This window comes from Alphaproteobacteria bacterium, assembly GCA_020638555.1.
Classification (GTDB): domain Bacteria; phylum Pseudomonadota; class Alphaproteobacteria; order Bin95; family Bin95; genus JACKII01.
In genome coordinates, this window is the sequence record JACKII010000004.1 from 398,648 (window position 1) to 416,443 (window position 17,796).

A 17,796-nucleotide genomic window follows, 5' to 3' on the forward strand; every position below is an offset into this window, starting at 1 on the left:
GGCCGACCTTAACGACCCTCAGGGAAGACCCGTTCCGATGTCCGAGACCGCGTCGCTCGATGTGATGTTCCAGTCTGCCACCCGATCCGGCCAGGTGGCGGGCGTCGTCGCCATGGCCGCCAGGGCCGACGGCACCGTGCTCTATCAGGGCGCCCACGGCGTCCGCCGCATGGGCGATACCCAGCCGGTGACCGACGACACCGTGTTCTGGCTCGCCTCCATGACCAAGGCGATCACCTGCGTCGGCATGCTGCAACTGATCGAGCAGGGCAAGGCCGCCATGGACCAGCCGGCGGCGGAATTGCTGCCGGCGCTGGCCAACCCGCAACTGCTGACCGGCTTCGACGCCGACGGCCAACCGCAGCTTCGCCCGGCAAAGCGGCCGATCACCGTGCGCCATTTGCTGACCCACACCTGCGGCATGAACATCTTCATGTGGGACCCGGCCATGGCCCGTTACATGGAGACCACCGGCGTCTCGCGCGAGATCGACCCGGACGCGCCCAAGCTCAACCTGCCGCTGATCCACGAGTCCGGCGAGCGCTGGCAGTATTCCTCCGGCATCGACTGGGCCGGCAAGGTGATGGAGGCGATCACCGGCCAGAAGCTGGGCGTCTATCTGAAACAGGCCATTTTCGACCCGCTCGGCATGGAGAGCACCGGCTTTGCCTGCACCGAGTCCATGTACGCGCGCCGGGCGTATCTGCACCTGCGCCAGCCGGACGGCTCGCTGGCACCACAGGAGCTGGGCCCGAACATTCCGCCGCGGATCGAACGGGGCGGCGGCGGCCTGCATTCCACCGCCGGCGACTACATGACCTTCATGCTGGAACTGCTGAACGGCGGCGGCCGGCTGCTGAAGCCCGAGACCATGCCGCTTGTCACCGAAAACCAGATGGGCGACCTGCGCGTCACGCCGATGGTCTCGGTCCGGCCGGACCTCTCTCATGACGCCGAGTTCTTCCCCGGCGTGCCGAAGGCCTGGAGCGCCGCCTTCATGATGAACCTGGAGGACGCCCCCACCGGCCGCAGCGCCGGCTCGCTCGCCTGGGCCGGGCTCACCAACTGCTATCAGTGGATCGACCCGAAAAAGGGCGTGGCCGGCCTGGTGCTGGCGCAGCATCACCCGTTCGCAGACCCCGTCGTGCTCGACCTGCTCTATGGGCTGGAGCGCGGCGTCTATGAGATGATCGGCTAGAGGAGGCCCCGCCCCATGGAATTCCGCAATCTGGGCCGCTCCGGCCTGCGCGTTTCGGCCGTTGGCCTCGGCTGCAACAATTTCGGCGGCCGCATCAAGGACCTGGAGCAAACCCGCGCGGTGGTGCATGCCGCCTTCGACGCCGGCATCACCCTGTTCGACACTGCCGACCGCTATGGCGATTTCGGCGGCTCGGAGACGCAACTGGGCCAGGTGCTGGGCCCGAACCGCAAGAACATCGTGCTGGCGACCAAGTTCGGCGGCGCGATGGACGCGGGGCCGCGCAAGGGGGCGTCGCGCCGCTGGATCATGCAGGCGGTGGAGGATTCGCTGCGGCGCCTCCAGACCGACTGGATCGACCTCTACCAACTGCATTTCCCCGACGCGAACACGCCGATCGAGGAGACGCTCCGGGCGCTCGGCGACCTCGTGCAGCAGGGCAAGGTGCGCTATATCGGCAGTTCCAACCTGCGGCCGTGGGAAATGGTGGAGGCGAGCTTCACCGCCGAGATCAAAAATCTGGTCCCCTTCGTCTCGGCGCAGGAGGAGTATTCCATCCTGGTGCGCGATATCGAGCAGGACCTGCTGCCGGTCGCCAGGCGCTATGGCTATGGCCTGCTGCCCTACTACCCGCTGGCGAACGGCCTCCTGACCGGCAAGTACAAGCGCGACGCCATGCCGGAGGGCGCGCGCCTGACGCTGGACCCGACCAAGAGCGACCACAAATACATCAACGCAGCCAACTGGCAGCGGGTCGAGCGCCTCACCGCCTTTGCCGAGGACCGCGGCCACACGCTGCTGGAACTGGCCTTCGCCTGGCTGCTGGCGGAGCCGCTGACCGCCAGCGTCATCGCCGGCGCCACCCGGCCGGAGCAGATCCACGCCAACGCCGCCGCGGCCGGCTGGACGCTCTCGGCCGACGACATGGCGGCCATCGCCGAAATCATCGCCTGAGGAGGACGAGCCCATGTTCGAAGCGTTCGAAGCCACCGACAAGGCCATCGCCGACGCCGTCGCCGCCCAGCGGGTTGCCGGCGTGCTGGCGCTCGTGCGCACGGCGAAGGGGGAGACGCTGTACGAAACCGCCCGGGGCGTGCGCGATCTCTCCACCGGCGTGGCGATGACGCCGGACACGGTCTGCAACGTGTTCTCCATGACCAAGGCGATCACGTCGGTCTGTGCCCTGCAACAGGTGGAACAGGGGCGGATCGGCCTGGACGATCCACTGGACGCGCTGCTGCCGGACCTGGCCGACCGGCCGGTGCTGGAGGGCTTCGACGCCGCGGGCCAGCCGATCCTGCGGCCGAAGCGGGGCGCCATCACGCTGCGTCGGCTGCTGACCCACACCTCCGGCTTCGTCTACGACATGTGGAACGAGCCGATGAAGCGCTATATCGAGACGGCCAAGCCGCCCAGCATGCGCCTGCGCAAGCTCGCCGCGCTGCTGCTGCCGCTGGGCTTCGATCCGGGTGAGCGCTGGGACTATGGCATTGGCATCGACTGGGCCGGCCGCGCGGTCGAGGAGCTGACCGGCCAGACCCTGGGCGCCTATATGGCCGAGCACGTGTTCCGGCCGCTGGGGATGACCAGCAGCGCCTTCGACCCGACGCCGGAGCAGGAGGCGCGCAAGGCCCGTGCGCACGGGCGCCAGGCCGACGGCTCGCTGAAACCCTTCGACCTGCCCGCGGCCGACGCACCGGAATTCGAGGGCGGCGGCGGTGGCCTGCACTGCACCATCGCCGACTATATGCGCTTCTGCGAGGCGATCCTGGCCGGCGGCGCGCCGCTGCTCAGGCCGGAGACCATGCCTCTGGTGCGCGAGAACCAGATGGGCAACCTACGCGTGCGCCCGTTGCAGCCGGCGGTGCCGCAGCTCTCCAACCCGGCCGAGTTCTTCCCCGGCCTGCCCAAGGCCTGGAGCGCCGCCTTCATGCTGAACCTGGAAGACGCGCCCACCGGCCGCAGCGCCGGCTCCATGGCCTGGGCGGGGCTAGGCAACTGCTATCACTGGATCGACCCGGTCAAGGGCGTCTGCGGCATCATCCTGACCCAGACCCTGCCATTCTGCGATCCCGACGTGCTGGCCCTGTTCGACCGGCTGGAGCGGGACACCTACGCCGCCATCGCCTGACGGTCCCGGACACGCCGCCTCACCCCGAGTGGGGCGGCAGAGCAACAGGCTTCACCCCGAGTAGGGCCGCAGGCCAATATCGAGGGGCGGCGCCCGCCGCCGCCACCCACTCGCCAAGCGGCGGCGCCAATGCTAGCCTGCCGCGGCTCACAATTGCTTCGTCAAAGAGGAAGAGACAGGGAATGGAATTCCGCAATCTCGGCCGGTCCGGCCTGCGCGTTTCGGCCGTGGGCCTCGGCTGCAACAATTTCGGCATGAAGTTGGACGAGGCCGGGACGCGCTCCGTCGTCCACGCCGCCATCGACGCCGGCATCACACTGTTCGACACCGCCGACATGTACGGCGGCCGCGGCGGCTCGGAAACGCATATCGGCGCCGTGCTCGGAACGAAGCGCAAGGACATCGTCCTCGCCTCCAAGTTCGGTATGGACATGGACGATTCCGGCCGCAAGCGAGGCGGCTCCCGTCGCTATATCATGAGCGCGGTCGAGGACTCGCTGCGCCGCCTGCGCACCGACTGGCTCGACCTGTATCAGTTGCACCAGCCGGACCCGCTGACGCCCATCGACGAGACGCTGCGGGCGCTGGACGACCTGGTTCGCGCCGGCAAGGTGCGCTATGTCGGCTGCTCCAACCTGCCGGCCTGGCAGATGGTGGAGGCGCATTTCGCGGCGGAACTCGCCAATGTCGGCGGCTTCGTCTCGGCCCAGGAAGAGTACAACATGCTGAACCGGGCGATCGAGAAGGATGTGCTGCCGGTGGCCCGGCGCTATGGCTTCGGCCTGTTGCCGTATTTCCCGCTGGCGAGCGGCCTGCTGACCGGCAAGTACAAACGCAACGCCATGCCGGAGGGCGCGCGGCTGACCACCACGCCGAAATTCGCCAACCGCACCTATGTCACCGACGCCAACTGGGCCAAGGTCGAGAAGCTGGATGCGTTTGCCAGCGAACGCGGCCACAGCCTGCTGGAACTGGCCTTCGCCTGGCTGCTGGCCGAGCCGGCCACCGCCAGCGTCATCGCCGGCGCCACCAAGCCGGAACAGGTGGCGGGCAATGTCGCCGCCGCCGGCTGGAGCCTGAGCGCCGAGGACAAGGCCGCGGTCGACGCCATTCTGGCCTGAAGCGCTGCACCCGCCCCCGAAACGCCGCTACGGCTGACCGGGGGCGCCCTCGTCCGGACGCCTCAGCGCACCGACGCCTCAGCGCACCAGGGTCTTGGGGTCGACCGCGCGGTCGTGCTGGCGCAGTTCGAAATGGAGCTGCGGTTCGGAGACCGAGCCGGTGTCGCCCACCGTGCCGATGGTCTGCCCCTGGTGCACGGTATCCCCGCGCTTGACCGCCATGGTCGAGGCATGGGCATAGGCGCTGGTCCAACCGTCCGCATGCTTGATCAGGATCAGGTTGCCGAAGCCCGGCAGGCCGTCTCCGGCATAGGCAACGGCGCCATCCGCCGTCGCGTGGATGGCGGTGCCGCGGGGCGCGGCGATGTTGATGCCGTCATTGTGCAGGCCACCCGACTTCGGGCCGAAGTCCGACAGGATGCGGCCCTCCACCGGCAGGATAAAGCCGGGATTGGTGGCCACCGCCCGCTTGGCGGCGGGCTTCGATGCCGGCATGGCCGGTTTCGCCGCCGGCGCGGACCGGGTCACCGGTTCCGCCGGCCGCTGTCGCGGCTGCGGGCCGGTCGTCATTGCCGGGGCCGGCGCCTGCGCCACCTCCCCTGCCCTGGGCGCGGCCGGAACGGCCGGTGCCACGGGTGCCGCCGGAGCGGCCGGTGCCACCGGAGCGGCCGGTGCCACCGGTGCGGTGGCCACTGTCGGTGCGGACGGTGCAACCGTCGTCGCGGGCTTTGGCCTGCCGATGGTGACAGAGGGCGTTGCCGGCGGCGTGCCAGTCCCGACTTGTGGCAGGCGTTGCGGCGCCATTTCGGTGCTGGCCCCCGCGGTCGCGCCCGGTGCCGTCACCACGGGGCGGGGCGCCGCGACCGTGGAACCGGGCGGCAACGCCGCCATCTGGCTTCCCGCGCGGGGAATGGCGAGGCGCGTTTCCGGCAACAGACGGTCGGGGTTGGTCAGGGCGTTCGCGGCGATCAGATCGGCGGTCGAAACGCCGGTCTGCCGGCTGACCTGCCGCAAGGTATCCCCCGGCTGGACGACATAGACATACTCATTCGGCACGCGCAGAACCGACCCGGCCTGGATGCGGTCGTCCCTCAGGCCGTTCACCGCCATCAGGTTGGCGACGGTCACATTCTTGACCCGGGCAATCTCCATCAGGGTATCGCCGCTACAGACGACAACCTGTCCCGGACCCGCCTGGTCCCGATTGCATGTCGGAGCCGCCGTCGCGGCGGTTGCGCCGGTTTGGTATTTCGGCGCCACGCGGATGCCGCCGCATCCGGCGACAACCAAAAGCGCGCTCAGCGCCAAACCAACACCGCTCAGCCTCAGCATCGAATCAGCCGCCTTTCGGGGACACTGTTCCACAAATGACCTCAGAAGGTTCCCTTATCGCGATTCGGGGGGGAGCGATAGTCCGGTAGCCGATCATGCCGGCCAGAGATCCTCCAGCGCCCCCATGGTCTCGCGGCAGGTGAGGTCTGCGGTCAACGGCGTCACCGTGATCCAGCCTTCCTCGATCAACTGCTCGTCGCTGCCGGCGGTGTGGAAGGCCTGCTCGCGCTCGGTGGAGACCCAGATATAGGGATTGCCGCGCGGGTCGATGCCCTCCTGCAGCCGGCCGCCCGGCTTGCGCCGGCCTTGCGGCACCAGCTTGACGCCCTGCACCGCATCCGGCTCGATATCCGGAAAATTGACATTGACGATCACGTCGCGCCGCCAGTCCGCCGTCAGCACCTGACGCAGCACCGGCAGCAAATGCGCCTCGGCGGTCTGCCAGCGGGCCGGGCCGAGCGGCGTCTTGTTCAGGGAAAAGGCAATCGAGCGGACACCGCAGAGCGCCGCTTCCATCGCTGCCCCCACCGTGCCGGAATAGAGCACGTCGCCACCGATATTCCCGCCCCGGTTGATGCCGGAAATCACCAGGTCCGGCGCCTGCGGCATGACATGGCGCAGTGCCAGCAGCACGGCGTCGGTGGGCGTGCCCGCCACCGCCTTGCGCCGCTCGCCCATGTCGTGCACCCGCAAGGGCGAGTGAATGGTGAGCGCGTGGCTGGTGGCGCTCTGCTCGTAGCGCGGCGCCACGACCCAGAGTTCCTTCACCAGCGGCGCCACCAGCTTTTCCAGCAGCGCGATGCCGGGGGCTTCGATGCCGTCGTCGTTGGTCAGCAGCACGCGGGCCTGGGCGAGGTCGATCATGGGCGGTCTCCGTCGATCCGATCTATGCCGCCCATATAGGGCCGCAATACCTCTGGAACGATGACAGAGCCATCCGCCTGCTGATAATTTTCCAGCACCGCGACCAGGGTGCGCCCCACCGCCAGGCCGGAGCCATTCAAAGTGTGGCAGAACACGTTGCCCTTGCCCTCGGCCGGCTTGAAGCGGGCGTTCATCCGCCGGGCCTGGAAGTCGCCGCAGTTGGAGCAGGAGCTGATCTCGCGATAGGTGTCCTGGCCCGGCAGCCAGACCTCGATGTCATAGGTCTTGCGCGCGCCGAAGCCCGTATCGCCGGCACACAGCACGACCACGCGATAAGCAAGGCCCAGGCGCTTCAGCACCTCTTCCGCGCAGCCGGTCATGCGCTCGTGCTCGGCTTCGGACAGGTCGGGCGTGGTGATCGAGACCAGTTCGACCTTCTCGAACTGGTGCTGGCGGATCATGCCGCGGGTGTCGCGCCCGGCCGAGCCGGCCTCGGAGCGGAAACAGAGCGTGTGCGCCGTGCGCCGGATCGGCAGGTCGGCCTCCGCCAGAATCTCGCCCGCCACCAGGTTGGTCATGGTGATTTCGGACGTGGCCGTCAGCCAGTAGCCGTCGGTGGTCTGGAAGCTGTCCTCGGCGAATTTCGGCAACTGGCCGGTGCCATAGAGTGCCGCGTCGCGCACCAGCACCGGCGGATTGGTCTCGGTATAGCCGTGCTCTTGCGTTTGCAGGTCGAGCATGAACTGGGCCAGCGCCCGGTGCAGGCGCGCAACCGTGCCCTGCATCACCACGAAGCGGGCGCCGGAAAGCTTGGCCGCGCCTTCGAAATTCAGCCCGCCCAGGCCCTCGCCGATGGCGACATGGTCCTTGGGCTCGAAATCGAACTGCGGCGGCTCGCCGACCCGGCGCAGTTCGACATTGGCGCTCTCGTCCGGCCCGTCCGGCACATCGTCGGCCAGCACGTTCGGCAGGGTGGAGAGCAGCGCGTCGATCGCTTCCGCCGCGGCTTTCTCGTCCGCCTCGGCCGCGCCGGCCTTGTCCTTCAGGCCCTCGACCTCGGCCATCAGGTCCGAGGCATCCTCGCCCTTGCCCTTGGCCTTGCCGATCAGCTTGGACAGGTCCTTGCGGCGCGACTGCACCTCCTGAAAGGCGGTCTGCGCGCCACGGCGGCGTTCGTCGAGCGCCAGGATTTGCCGCGCCACGGGCTCGGCGCCGCGCCGGGCAAGCGCCCGGTCCAGGGCTTCCGGCTCGGCGCGGATCCAGCGCAGGTCTAACATCGGCTATTCGTCCTCGTCGTCATAGGCGGCCTCGCGCTCGGCGCGTTTGCGCTCGACCACGCGGGCCATGTAAATCGAAATCTCGTAGAGTATCAGCCCCGGTATCGCGAGGCCGATCTGGCTGATGACGTCGGGCGGCGTCAGCACAGCCGCCAGCAGGAACAGGATCACCACGGCGTATTTGCGCTTGCGCGCCAGCGTGTCCGCACTCACCAGCCCGACGCGTGCCAGCAGGGTGAGCGCCACCGGCATCTGGAAGAACAGGCCGAACGCGAAAATCAGCTTCATGACGAGGCTGAGATATTCGCCGACCTTGGCTTCCAACTGGATCGGCAGCCCGCCCGCCACGCCCGTCGTCTCGAACGACAGGAAAAAGTGCCAGGCCAGCGGAAAGATGAAGAAATACACCATGGCGCCGCCCATGAAGAACAGCACCGGGGTGGCGACCAGATAGGGCAGAAAGGCGCCGCGCTCGTTCGAATAGAGGCCGGGCGCCGCAAACTTGTACAACTGGCTCGCGATAATCGGGAACGAGATGAACAGGGCGGCGAAGAACGAGACCTTAATATAGGTGAAAAAGGTCTCGGTCAGGCCGGTATAGATCATGCGCCGGCCGGTCTGGCCCTGAAACTGGTCCGCCAGGGGTTGCACCAGAAAGGCGAAGATATCCTCGGCGAAATAGTAGCAGACCAGGAAGCACAACAGCAGCGCCACCAGCGAATACATCAGGCGCTGGCGCAGTTCGATGAGGTGGTCGATCAACGGCGCGCGGGTGGCTTCCTGCTGCGCCTCTTCTTCCTCGCGGCTGGGACGGGCGCTCATGACGAGGCCGTCGGGTTGGATTTCGGCAGCGGCTCCGCTTCCGCCGGAGCGTCCGTTGCGACCCCCGCCGCGCCCGTGGGCGAATCCCCGGTCGGCGGCTCGATCCGGTTCGGCGGTTCCATGGTGTTGGCGTCGCTGTCCGCCGCCACCTCAGACGCGGGCACCTCAGACGACTTTGCCGCCTTGCCGGCGTCGTCGACATCGCTGTTCAGAAACCGGTCGATGGACTTGGTACTGGTCGCGTCGTTCACGGTCTTCTGCAACTCGCGCAACTCTTCCTCGCGGGCGATATCGTCGATGCTATCCTGGAACTGGCGCACCATCCTGCGCACGTAGCCGACATATTTGCCGAACGTGTGCAAGGCGGCGGGCAGATCCTTCGGCCCGATGACGATCAAGGCGACTATGGCGACCAAAAACAGCTCGGTCCAGCCGACATCCAGCATCGCTTCTGACAGCCCTTCGCAACCGACGCGGGCGGCGTGGAGCCGTTAGCTCTGCGCCGGGTCCTTCTGCTGGGACGAACCTTTCTGTTCCACCTGGCCGGCAGGCTTGTTCAGGTGAGCCGTATCCTCGTCATCGTCCTTCATCCCGGCCTTGAAGCTTTTGATTCCCTTGGCCACGTCGCCCATCAGGCGCGGGATCCGACCGGCGCCGAACAAGACGGCGATGATCAGAACGACAATCAGGATTTGCCAAATGCTGACCCCCATGGGATCGCTCCTTCACGCTTGAGAACGGCGTTTCGTCCGCTGCGGTTTATCGCAGAAAGCAACCGCCTGGGCAATGTGTCGGGCCGCGGCCCTTTAGACGCGGTTCGACGCCCCGCGCGGAAACACGAGCGCGGCGCCTTCGGGAATGGACACATGCACTTGGTCACCTTCCGCCAGCGCGTCCGCTTCGCCGGCGCGGGCGGTCAAAGGCGCAGGAAAGCCATCGACATCAAGCTGATACAGGGTCGACCGACCCAGTGGCCGCTTCAGGGCGACGATACCGCCATTGCAACGGCCGCAGCCCGCCGGGCCCAGCGCCACGTGCAGCCGATCCGGCCGCACCAGCACCTCGACCGCGGTACCGCAGGCCAGATTCGGCGTTTCCACGAGGCCGGCCGGCGTCCAGCACGAGCCTTGCTGCACCACCGCCTCGAACCGGTTCACCTCGCCGAAGAATCCGGCGACGAACGGAGTGCGCGGATGCTGGTAGAGTTCGCCGGGCGTCCCCACCTGCTCGATCACGCCGTCGTTCAGCAGCGCGATGCGGTCGGCCATGAACATGGCTTCCTCCGCATCGTGGGTGACCATGATGGCCGTGGTGCCGGTGCGCTTCAGCACCCGCACCGTCTCGCACCGCAGGCTCTGCCGCAGGCTGGCGTCCAGCCCGGAGAAGGGCTCGTCCAGCAGGATGACGCTCGGCTCCGGCGCCAGCGCGCGCGCCAATGCCACGCGCTGTTTCTGCCCGCCGGACAGTTCGTCCGGATAGGCATCCGCCTTCTCGGTCAGGCCGACCTCGGCCAACATGGCCATGACCCGGTCGCGCCGCGCGCCGTTGCGCAGGCGCTTCAGGCCGAAGCCCACATTCTCCGCAACCGTCAGATGCGGGAACAGGGCAAAATCCTGGAACATGAAGCCGATGCGGCGTTGTTCGGCCGGCAGGAATTTCCGACCGCCGCTCACCACGGCGCCATGCAGCGCCACAGTGCCGCTGTCCGGCGTTTCCAGACCGGCGATCAAGCGCAGCGTCGTGGTCTTGCCACAGCCGGACGGGCCGAGCAGGGCCAACACCTCGCCTTCGGCAACCGACAGGCTGATGCCGTGCACGCCGGCACGGCTTTCCACCCTGGCACTGGGATAGGCGAGATGGATGTCGCACAGATCGACGGCAATGCCGCGCGCCTGGCGGGCCTTCCACCCGGTTTCTTGCCCAAGTTCTTCGCCAAGATAGACCATGCTGGACGCGCTCTCCCTGCGGCCGGGCTGCGGACGGTTATCGACCGCCCACCGGTTACATCCTTCGTCTAACTACGTAATGCAAATCATTCGCAACGGCAAGGCCGCAAACGCCGCAGGTTACGCCATGGGATCGTCGTCGGCAATCGGCCGCTCCGGCTCCGCGGCGGCGGGGGGCTCGGCCGGCGGTTCCCCTGCCCCGGAACGCGGAAGATCCAGCAAGGGGGCGGGATCGAACAGGCCCGCGGCGCGCAACTCGTCCAGGCCGGGCAGGTCCTTCAGGCTCGCGAGCCCGAACGCCTCCAGGAAGGCCGGCGCGGTGAGCCAGGTCAGCGGCCGCCCCGGCACGTCCTTGCGCGGCCCCGGCTTGATCCAGCCGGTGTCCAGCAGCGCGTCCATGGTGGTGCTGCCGACGGAAACGCCGCGGATCGCCTCGATTTCGGGGCGTGTGATCGGCTGGTGGTAGGCGATGATCGCCAGCGTTTCCTCCATGGCCCGCGTCAGCCGTCGCTCCTCGCGCCGGGTGAGTTCCAGGGCCGGAGCCAGGTCCGGCGCGGTGCGAAACGCCCATTTGCCGCCCAACTGCACCGGCTCGACGCCGCGACCGGCATAGTCCAGTTGCAGCCGCTCGATCACCGCCGAGACCTTGACGTCGGGCGGCAGCCGCCGGGCGATTTCGGCCTCGGCGACGGGGGCCTCGGCGGCAAACAACAGGGCTTCGACCAGGCGCGTCGCTTCCAGCAGGTCATCCATCGCCCGGCTCCTCCGGTGGCCCGGCGCCATCGCGGCGGCGGGAGAGATAGAGCGGGCCATAGGTCTCGTCCTGGCGCAACCGCACCTGCCCCGCCTTGGCCAGTTCCAGACTGGCCACGAAGGACGAGGCCAGGGCCGAGCGGCTCTGAATGCCGGGGCGCAGGCCCCGCGGCAGGAAGCTGCGCAGCTCGCCCCAGCTCGGCACCTGGCCGACCAGACGTTCCAGCCGGGCGAGCGCGGCCTCGACCGAGGTCAAAAGGCCGGGGTCGATGGACAGCACCGGCGGCGGCGTCCGCCGCGCCGCCACCGCGCCATAGCTGCGCAGCAGCGTCGGCAGGTCCGCCACCCATTCCTTTTGCATGCGCGTCGGCAGCCCCTCCGCCCCACCGCGGCCGTGCCAGTCGCGGCCCCGGCGCGGCAGGGCGAACAGGCGTTTGGCGGCCTGCTGCATTGCCTCCAGCCGCCGCATCTGCTCGGCCAGCGCCTCCGCCAGTTCCGTGGCGCTCTGGCCGTCCGGCGAGGGCTCGTCGCGGGGCAGCAGCAGGCGCGATTTCAGATAGGCGAGCCAGGCGGCCATCACCAGATACTCGGCCGCGATCTCCAGGCGCGCGGCCTTGGCCTCCGCGATAAAGGCCAGATACTGGTCCGCCAGCGCCGAAATGGAGAGCACCGCCAGATCGATCTTGCGATCGCGGGCCAGCGCCAGCAGCAGGTCGATCGGCCCTTCATAGCCGGCCAGATCGACCGTCCATTCCGCGTCCGGCGTCCGGCGTTCCTGGCTGCTGGGCTCCGTCTCCAACCGCGACCTCCTCGGAATCAGGTGAAAATGGTCGTGATCAGCCAGAACAAGGTCCCGACCACGTACTGGATCGCGTGCCAGACAAAGTTGAGGTCCAGCCCCAGCTCTCGTCCGAACATGGGCAGGATGAAAATCAGCCCCAGGACGATGAAAAACCCGACCGGCTCGATCCGCGCCAGCGGCATCGCCAGCGAGCGCGGCAGCAAACCGACGGCAATCCGGCCGCCGTCCAGTGGCGGGATCGGGATCAGATTGAAGGTCGCCAGGATCAGGTTGATGATGATCGACTTTTCCAGCACCAAAGCGGCCCAGTTCTGGGCCGAGAGCGGCAGAAACCCGACAAAGTTGAACAGCGCGGCCGAGGCGCAGGCCAGCAGGATGTTGATGCCCGGCCCCGCCGCCGCCACCCACACCATGTCCCACCGCGGATGGCGCAGGCGGTGGAAGGCGACCGGCACCGGCTTGGCATAGCCGAACAGGAAGGGCGAGCCGAAAATCAGCAACAGACCCGGAATGATCAGCGTTCCCATCGGGTCGACATGGCGGATCGGGTTGAAGGTCACCCGCCCCAGGCGATAGGCCGTGTCGTCCCCCAGCTTCCACGCGGCCCAGCCATGGGCGGCCTCGTGGAAGGTAATGGCGATCAGCACCGGCAGGGCCCAGATCGAAAACTGGTAGATCGTGTGGCCAAGTTGATCCATGGTCTCGCTTTCAGACTGCCGGTTCGGCCAGCAGCGCCGCGAGGCGCCCTGCCCCGTCGACCGCATCGAAGGGCTGCGCTGCGGGCCGGACGATCCGGCTCCATCGGGCCGCCGCCGCGTCGCTCAGAGGCCCGACCGCAGCGGCCACGGCCCGCATCTCCGCCGCATCGCCATTGCAGTGCAGCACCGCATCACAGCCGGCGGCGAGCGACCGTGCCGCCCGCTCCCGGAAGGTTCCGCCCAGCGCCGCCATCGACAGGTCGTCGGAGAGCAGAAACCCGTCAAAGCCGATCCGGCCGCGCACCACCTCGTCGATCACCTTGGCGGACAGGGTCGCGGGCACGCCGGGGTCGAGGGCCGCATAGTCGATGTGTGCGGTCATGGCGAGCGGCAGGTCGTTCAACGCCCGGAACGGCGCGAAATCCACCGCATCCAGCTCGGCCAGGGAGGCCGCGACCGTCGGCAGCGCGTGGTGGCTGTCGACCTGCGCCCGCCCGTGACCCGGAATGTGCTTGGCGACAGGCAGCACGCCGCCGGCCAACAGCCCCTCGGCCATCTTGCGGCCGAGCCGCGCGACCGGCGCCGGCGCCGCCGCATAGGCGCGGTCTCCGATCACCTCGGTCGCCACATCGGGCGCCAGCACGTCCAGCACCGGCGCGCAGGCGACGTCGATGCCGAGCCCGGCGCAATCGTGCGCGATCAGCCGGCCGGTGAGCCAGGCCGCCTCGTCCGCCGCGGCTTCCGGCAGGGCGCCGACCCGCGCCGCCGCCGGCAGCGCGTGCCAGTGCGGCGGGCGCAGGCGCGCGACGCGCCCGCCCTCCTGGTCGATCAGCACCGCCGCATCGGCCCGGTCGACCGCCTCGCGCAACGCGGCCACCAAGGCCCGCACCTGGGCGGGCGCTTCGACATTGCGGGCGAACAGAATGAAGCCCAGCGGCTGCACCTCGCGGAAAAACGCACACTCGGCCGCCGTCGGCACCGGGCCGCTCAGGCCGAACAGGCAGGCGCTAGGGCGAGATGACAAGGCAGGGTACCTTTCGGGAGGTCAGTTGCGAGCACAGCAATTCGGCCAGCGTTTTATCCACCAACGGACCGCCCTGCACCCGGTAATACACGCCGCTGTTCTGGGTTTCGAACCGCTCATAGGTCGGCTTCAGCCGGCCGAGAAACTCCGGGTAGAGCCCGCTCACCCGCTTCCACTCGGCCTCCGCCTCCGCCTCGGTGCGCACCGAGGCGATCTGCACGCGGTATTGCTGGCCGGCGGGAGGCGCGGCCGCGGGAACGCTCACGGGCGCGGTGGGCGGGGGCGCAGTGGGCGGAGTCGGAGCCCTGGCCGGCGCGGCCGCCGTGGACGGCGGTTCGGTTTTCGTCGCCTCCCCCGAAGCGGCCGGCTTTTCGACCGGTGCAGACCTTTCCGGCGGAGCCGGCTCAGCGCCGCCGGAGCGGGCCTGGTCCTGCATCTTCGCCCGTGCCTCCACGTCGGCCTGGGCCATGGGCCGTTCGGTCTGGGCCAAAAGGTCCTGACCGCGGCCCGCCTCGGCGCCGGGCGTCACCTGGTCATAGATCGGCTGGTCCTGGTTCGGCACCAGACCGGACTGGTCGCCGGGTGCGCGGCGATCCGGCAGGTCCGGCCCCGTGATGACCGGCGGCGGACCCGGCGGCGGGCCGGTCAGCACCCAGACGGCGAGCGTTGCCAGCAGCAGGGCGGCAAAGCCCAGCACCAGCCAGCGGAACCAGCGGCGCAGCGGGCCTGCGCTCTGGGCTTCATGCTCGGGATCGTCGTTGCGCACGGGCGGTTCGCGGCGAAACAGCACTCACATGCTCTCCTTGGGCTCCACACCCATGACGGACAGGCCCGACGCCACCACCGTCGCCAGGGCCTTGACCATGGCGAGGCGCGCCATGGTCTGGGCCGGGGCATCCTCCTGGATGAAGCGCAACGTCGCATCGTCCCGCCCCTTGTTCCAGAGGGCGTGAAACGCCGCGGCCACGTCGGCAAGATAGAACGCGATTCGGTGCGGTTCATGCGCAATCGCCGCCTGCTCGACGATTCTGGGCCAGTTGGCCAGCACCCGGATCAGGCCGAGTTCGTCCTCGTCGGCCAGATGGGCGAGGTCTGCCGTCGCCAACGCCTCGCTGGTCAGAGCCGCCTCGCCGAACATGTCGGTGGCATGGCGCAGCACCGAGTGGGCGCGGGCATGGGCATACTGGACATAAAAGACCGGGTTCTCCCGGCTCTCTTCCAAAACCTTCGCCAGATCAAAGTCTAACGGCGCGTCGTTCTTGCGGGTTAGCATGATGAAGCGCACCACGTCGCGCCCGACCTCGTCCACCAGTTCGCGCAGCGTGACGAAGTCGCCGGAGCGCTTGGACATGCGCACCTGCTCGCCGTCGCGCATCAGCCGCACCAGCTGGCAGAGCTTCACGTCCAGTTCCGCCTTGCCGCCCGACAGCGCCTTGACGCTGGCGGCGACGCGCTTGACATAGCCGCCATGGTCGGCACCCCAGACGTCGATCAACTGGGTGAAGCCGCGGGCAACCTTGTCCTGGTGATAGGCGACGTCGCTGGCGAAATAGGTCCAGGAGCCGTCGGACTTCTTCATCGGCCGGTCGACGTCATCGCCGAATTCCGTTGCCTTGAAAAGAGTTTGCGGCCGTTCTTCCCAGTCATCCGGCAACTTGCCCTTGGGCGGCTCCAGCACGCCGACATAGATCAGGCCGGCAGCCTCCAGCGCGGCGAAAGCATGGTCGACCGCGCCGGCCTCGACCAGGTCGCGCTCGGACGAAAACACATCGTGCTCGACGCCCAGCGCGGCGAGGTCGCTGCGGATCAGCTTCATCATCGCGGCGATGGCGGCCTTGCGCACCAGCGGCAGCCATTCCGCCTCGCCCATGTCCTTCAGCGATTCGCCATAGCCGGCGACCAGGGCCTGGCCCACCGGCACCAGGTAGTCGCCGGGATAGAGGCCTGCCGGAATCTCGCCGATATCCTCGCCCAGCGCCTCGCGGTAGCGGAGGAAGGCCGAGCGGGCAAGCACGTCCACCTGCGCGCCCGCGTCGTTGACATAGTATTCCTTGGCGACGTCATAGCCCGCCTTGGCCAGCAGCCGCGCCAGCGCATCGCCCACCACCGCACCGCGGGCATGGCCGATATGCATCGGCCCGGTCGGGTTGGCCGAGACATATTCGACATTAACCTTAATATTTTCGCCTAAACCACTGTTTCCATACTCAGTCCCGGCTTCAAGAATGTCACCGATCCGAGCCTGCCAGAAGCCGGGGTTGAGGCGCAGGTTGAGGAAGCCGGGGCCGGCCACCTCCGCCGCGGTCACATGCCCGTTCTCGGCCAGGGCCGTCGCCAGCCGCTCGGCCAGGTCGCGCGGCTTCAGGCCCGCACCCTTGGCCAGCACCATGGCGGCGTTGGTGGCAAGGTCGCCGTGCGCGGGATCGCGCGGCGGCTCCACCGTCACCCGGTCGATGGGAAGCCCCTGGGGCAGGCTGCCATCGGCAACCCAGGCATGCAGTTGTGCTTGAACCAGGTTCAGAAAGTGATTGAAGACATTCATAATTGGCTATCATCGTTGTCGAACAGGCGCTGGTGTTCCCGCAGGGCGAAACGGTCGGTCATGCCGGCGATATAATCGCCAACCACCCGCTGCGTCCGCAAGCCGCCAGGGCCATCGGTTGCCGCGAACCATTCCGGCGGCAGGATTTGCGGCTCGTGCGCGAACTCGTCGAAGAGGTCGCTCACCACCCGCTTGGCCTTCACCGTCATGCGGTTCACTTTGTAGTGCCGATACATGCGGTTCATCAGGAAATCGCGCAAGGCGTCCAGATCGCGCGCCATGCCTTCGGAGAACGCCGCCACCGGCCGCCCCAGCCCCCTGACCGCCGCCGCACTCGCCGGTGCGGCCGCGTCCAGCCGGCGCCGGGTCTCGTCGGTCAGGTCATAGACCATGGCGCCGATCATCCGGCGGATGGTCTCGTAGATCGAGCGCTGGCGGTCCAGCTTCGGGTATTTCGCCCGCACCTCCGCCAGCAGGTCGCCGATCAGCGGCAGGTCCGCCACCTCGTCCAGGTCGAACAGGCCGGCGCGCAGGCCGTCGTCGAAATCGTGGTTGTTGTAGGCGATGTCGTCCGCCAGCGAGGCAATCTGCGCTTCCGCGCTGGGAAAGCCGTCCAGTTCCAGCGGATGCACGGCATCGTAGTCGGCGATGCCATAGGGCAAGGGCTTGGGCTTCGCCGCGTGCGGGCCGATCAGCGGGCCGTTGTGCTTGACCACGCCCTCCAGCGTCTCCCAGGCCAGATTGAGGCCGTCGAATTCCGCATAGCGCCGTTCCAGCGCCGTCAGGATCCGCAGCGTCTGGGCGTTGTGGTCGAAGCCGCCGGCGCTTTCCAACTTCGCCCCCAGCGCCTCCTCCCCCGCATGGCCGAACGGCGTGTGACCCAGGTCGTGCGCCAGCGCCAGCGCCTCGGCCAGATCCTCGTTCAGGCCCAGCGAGCGGCAGGTGGTGCGGGCGATCTGCGCCACCTCGATCGAGTGCGTCAGGCGGGTGCGGTAATAGTCGCCTTCGTGATAGACGAAGACCTGGGTCTTGTGCTTCAGCCGGCGGAAGGCGTTCGAGTGGATGATGCGGTCGCGGTCGCGCTGGAACGGCGACCGGTTGACCGCATCCGCTTCCGGATGCAACCGGCCGCGCGATTGCGCGGGATCACTGGCATAGATGGCAGGCACGCAGCCTCCGCAAAGGCGATTTCCAATGCCAGCACAATGCCAGCATTTGACGACGGTTGCAGGCGTTCTAAATATATGAGAATGATTTGCAACCCGCGGACGCCGAGGCATGTCCGC

Annotated in this window: 18 protein-coding genes; 4 read left to right on the forward strand and 14 right to left on the reverse strand. The window is 68.1% G+C overall.

What is annotated here, in order from left to right:
* The first annotated feature begins 64 nt into the window (after nucleotides 1-64).
* The 4 genes from H6844_15810 to H6844_15825 all read left to right on the forward strand — a co-directional run bounded on the left by H6844_15810 (nucleotide 65) and on the right by H6844_15825 (nucleotide 4,450).
* On the forward strand, nucleotides 65-1,198 hold the full coding sequence (locus tag H6844_15810) for a beta-lactamase family protein (GenBank protein ID MCB9930869.1): 1,134 nt from the start codon (nucleotides 65-67) through the stop codon (nucleotides 1,196-1,198).
* A 15-nt stretch (nucleotides 1,199-1,213) separates the two neighbouring features.
* Nucleotides 1,214-2,152 carry an aldo/keto reductase gene (locus tag H6844_15815; protein ID MCB9930870.1) on the forward strand — a complete coding sequence of 313 codons (939 nt, stop codon included), beginning with the start codon at nucleotides 1,214-1,216 and terminating at the stop codon, nucleotides 2,150-2,152.
* A 13-nt stretch (nucleotides 2,153-2,165) separates the two neighbouring features.
* A complete protein-coding gene (locus H6844_15820; protein MCB9930871.1) occupies nucleotides 2,166-3,329 on the forward strand; it encodes a beta-lactamase family protein in 1,164 nt (387 codons plus the stop codon).
* A gap of 182 nt (nucleotides 3,330-3,511) precedes the next feature.
* Nucleotides 3,512-4,450 (forward strand): aldo/keto reductase, encoded by a 939-nt coding sequence (locus H6844_15825; protein ID MCB9930872.1) that lies wholly within the window; start codon nucleotides 3,512-3,514, stop codon nucleotides 4,448-4,450.
* 78 nt (nucleotides 4,451-4,528) lie between these two features.
* On the opposite strand, the gene H6844_15830 is transcribed toward H6844_15825, so the two are convergent.
* The 14 genes from H6844_15830 to H6844_15895 all read right to left on the reverse strand — a co-directional run bounded on the left by H6844_15830 (nucleotide 4,529) and on the right by H6844_15895 (nucleotide 17,790).
* Nucleotides 4,529-5,602, reverse strand: coding sequence for a peptidoglycan DD-metalloendopeptidase family protein (locus H6844_15830; protein MCB9930873.1), 1,074 nt, complete (start codon nucleotides 5,600-5,602; stop codon nucleotides 4,529-4,531).
* Between the two features lie 273 nt (nucleotides 5,603-5,875).
* Nucleotides 5,876-6,646 (reverse strand): 5'/3'-nucleotidase SurE, encoded by a 771-nt coding sequence (gene surE, locus H6844_15835; GenBank protein ID MCB9930874.1) that lies wholly within the window; start codon nucleotides 6,644-6,646, stop codon nucleotides 5,876-5,878.
* Nucleotides 6,643-7,923: a serine--tRNA ligase gene (gene serS / locus H6844_15840; protein MCB9930875.1), complete on the reverse strand. Its 1,281-nt coding sequence runs from the start codon at nucleotides 7,921-7,923 to the stop codon at nucleotides 6,643-6,645. Before serS ends, surE begins: the two co-directional genes overlap by 4 nt.
* A gap of 3 nt (nucleotides 7,924-7,926) precedes the next feature.
* Nucleotides 7,927-8,745: a twin-arginine translocase subunit TatC gene (tatC, locus tag H6844_15845; GenBank protein MCB9930876.1), complete on the reverse strand. Its 819-nt coding sequence runs from the start codon at nucleotides 8,743-8,745 to the stop codon at nucleotides 7,927-7,929.
* The gene (gene tatB, locus H6844_15850; protein MCB9930877.1) at nucleotides 8,742-9,191 is read right to left on the reverse strand and encodes a twin-arginine translocase subunit TatB; all 450 of its coding nucleotides are present in this window, start codon (nucleotides 9,189-9,191) and stop codon (nucleotides 8,742-8,744) included. Before tatB ends, tatC begins: the two co-directional genes overlap by 4 nt.
* A gap of 45 nt (nucleotides 9,192-9,236) precedes the next feature.
* Nucleotides 9,237-9,458 carry a twin-arginine translocase TatA/TatE family subunit gene (locus tag H6844_15855; GenBank protein ID MCB9930878.1) on the reverse strand — a complete coding sequence of 74 codons (222 nt, stop codon included), beginning with the start codon at nucleotides 9,456-9,458 and terminating at the stop codon, nucleotides 9,237-9,239.
* Nucleotides 9,459-9,551: 93 nt separating this feature from the next.
* Nucleotides 9,552-10,691 carry an ABC transporter ATP-binding protein gene (locus H6844_15860; GenBank protein ID MCB9930879.1) on the reverse strand — a complete coding sequence of 380 codons (1,140 nt, stop codon included), beginning with the start codon at nucleotides 10,689-10,691 and terminating at the stop codon, nucleotides 9,552-9,554.
* Nucleotides 10,692-10,811: 120 nt separating this feature from the next.
* Nucleotides 10,812-11,444 (reverse strand): SMC-Scp complex subunit ScpB, encoded by a 633-nt coding sequence (scpB, locus tag H6844_15865; GenBank protein MCB9930880.1) that lies wholly within the window; start codon nucleotides 11,442-11,444, stop codon nucleotides 10,812-10,814.
* Nucleotides 11,437-12,243 carry a segregation/condensation protein A gene (locus H6844_15870; protein MCB9930881.1) on the reverse strand — a complete coding sequence of 269 codons (807 nt, stop codon included), beginning with the start codon at nucleotides 12,241-12,243 and terminating at the stop codon, nucleotides 11,437-11,439. The genes scpB and H6844_15870 overlap by 8 nt, the downstream gene beginning before the upstream one ends.
* A 17-nt stretch (nucleotides 12,244-12,260) precedes the next feature.
* Complete coding sequence (locus tag H6844_15875; GenBank protein MCB9930882.1) at nucleotides 12,261-12,944, reverse strand: site-2 protease family protein; 684 nt, start codon at nucleotides 12,942-12,944, stop codon at nucleotides 12,261-12,263.
* Nucleotides 12,945-12,954: 10 nt separating this feature from the next.
* A complete protein-coding gene (gene nagZ, locus H6844_15880) occupies nucleotides 12,955-13,968 on the reverse strand; it encodes a beta-N-acetylhexosaminidase (protein ID MCB9930883.1) in 1,014 nt (337 codons plus the stop codon).
* On the reverse strand, nucleotides 13,952-14,758 hold the full coding sequence (locus H6844_15885; GenBank protein ID MCB9930884.1) for an SPOR domain-containing protein: 807 nt from the start codon (nucleotides 14,756-14,758) through the stop codon (nucleotides 13,952-13,954). Before H6844_15885 ends, nagZ begins: the two co-directional genes overlap by 17 nt.
* On the reverse strand, nucleotides 14,759-16,510 hold the full coding sequence (locus tag H6844_15890; GenBank protein MCB9930885.1) for an arginine--tRNA ligase: 1,752 nt from the start codon (nucleotides 16,508-16,510) through the stop codon (nucleotides 14,759-14,761). It abuts the gene before it with no gap.
* Nucleotides 16,507-17,790, reverse strand: a complete 1,284-nt coding sequence (locus H6844_15895; protein MCB9930886.1) for a deoxyguanosinetriphosphate triphosphohydrolase — start codon at nucleotides 17,788-17,790, stop codon at nucleotides 16,507-16,509. The genes H6844_15890 and H6844_15895 overlap by 4 nt, the downstream gene beginning before the upstream one ends.
* Nucleotides 17,791-17,796: the final 6 nt, after the last annotated feature.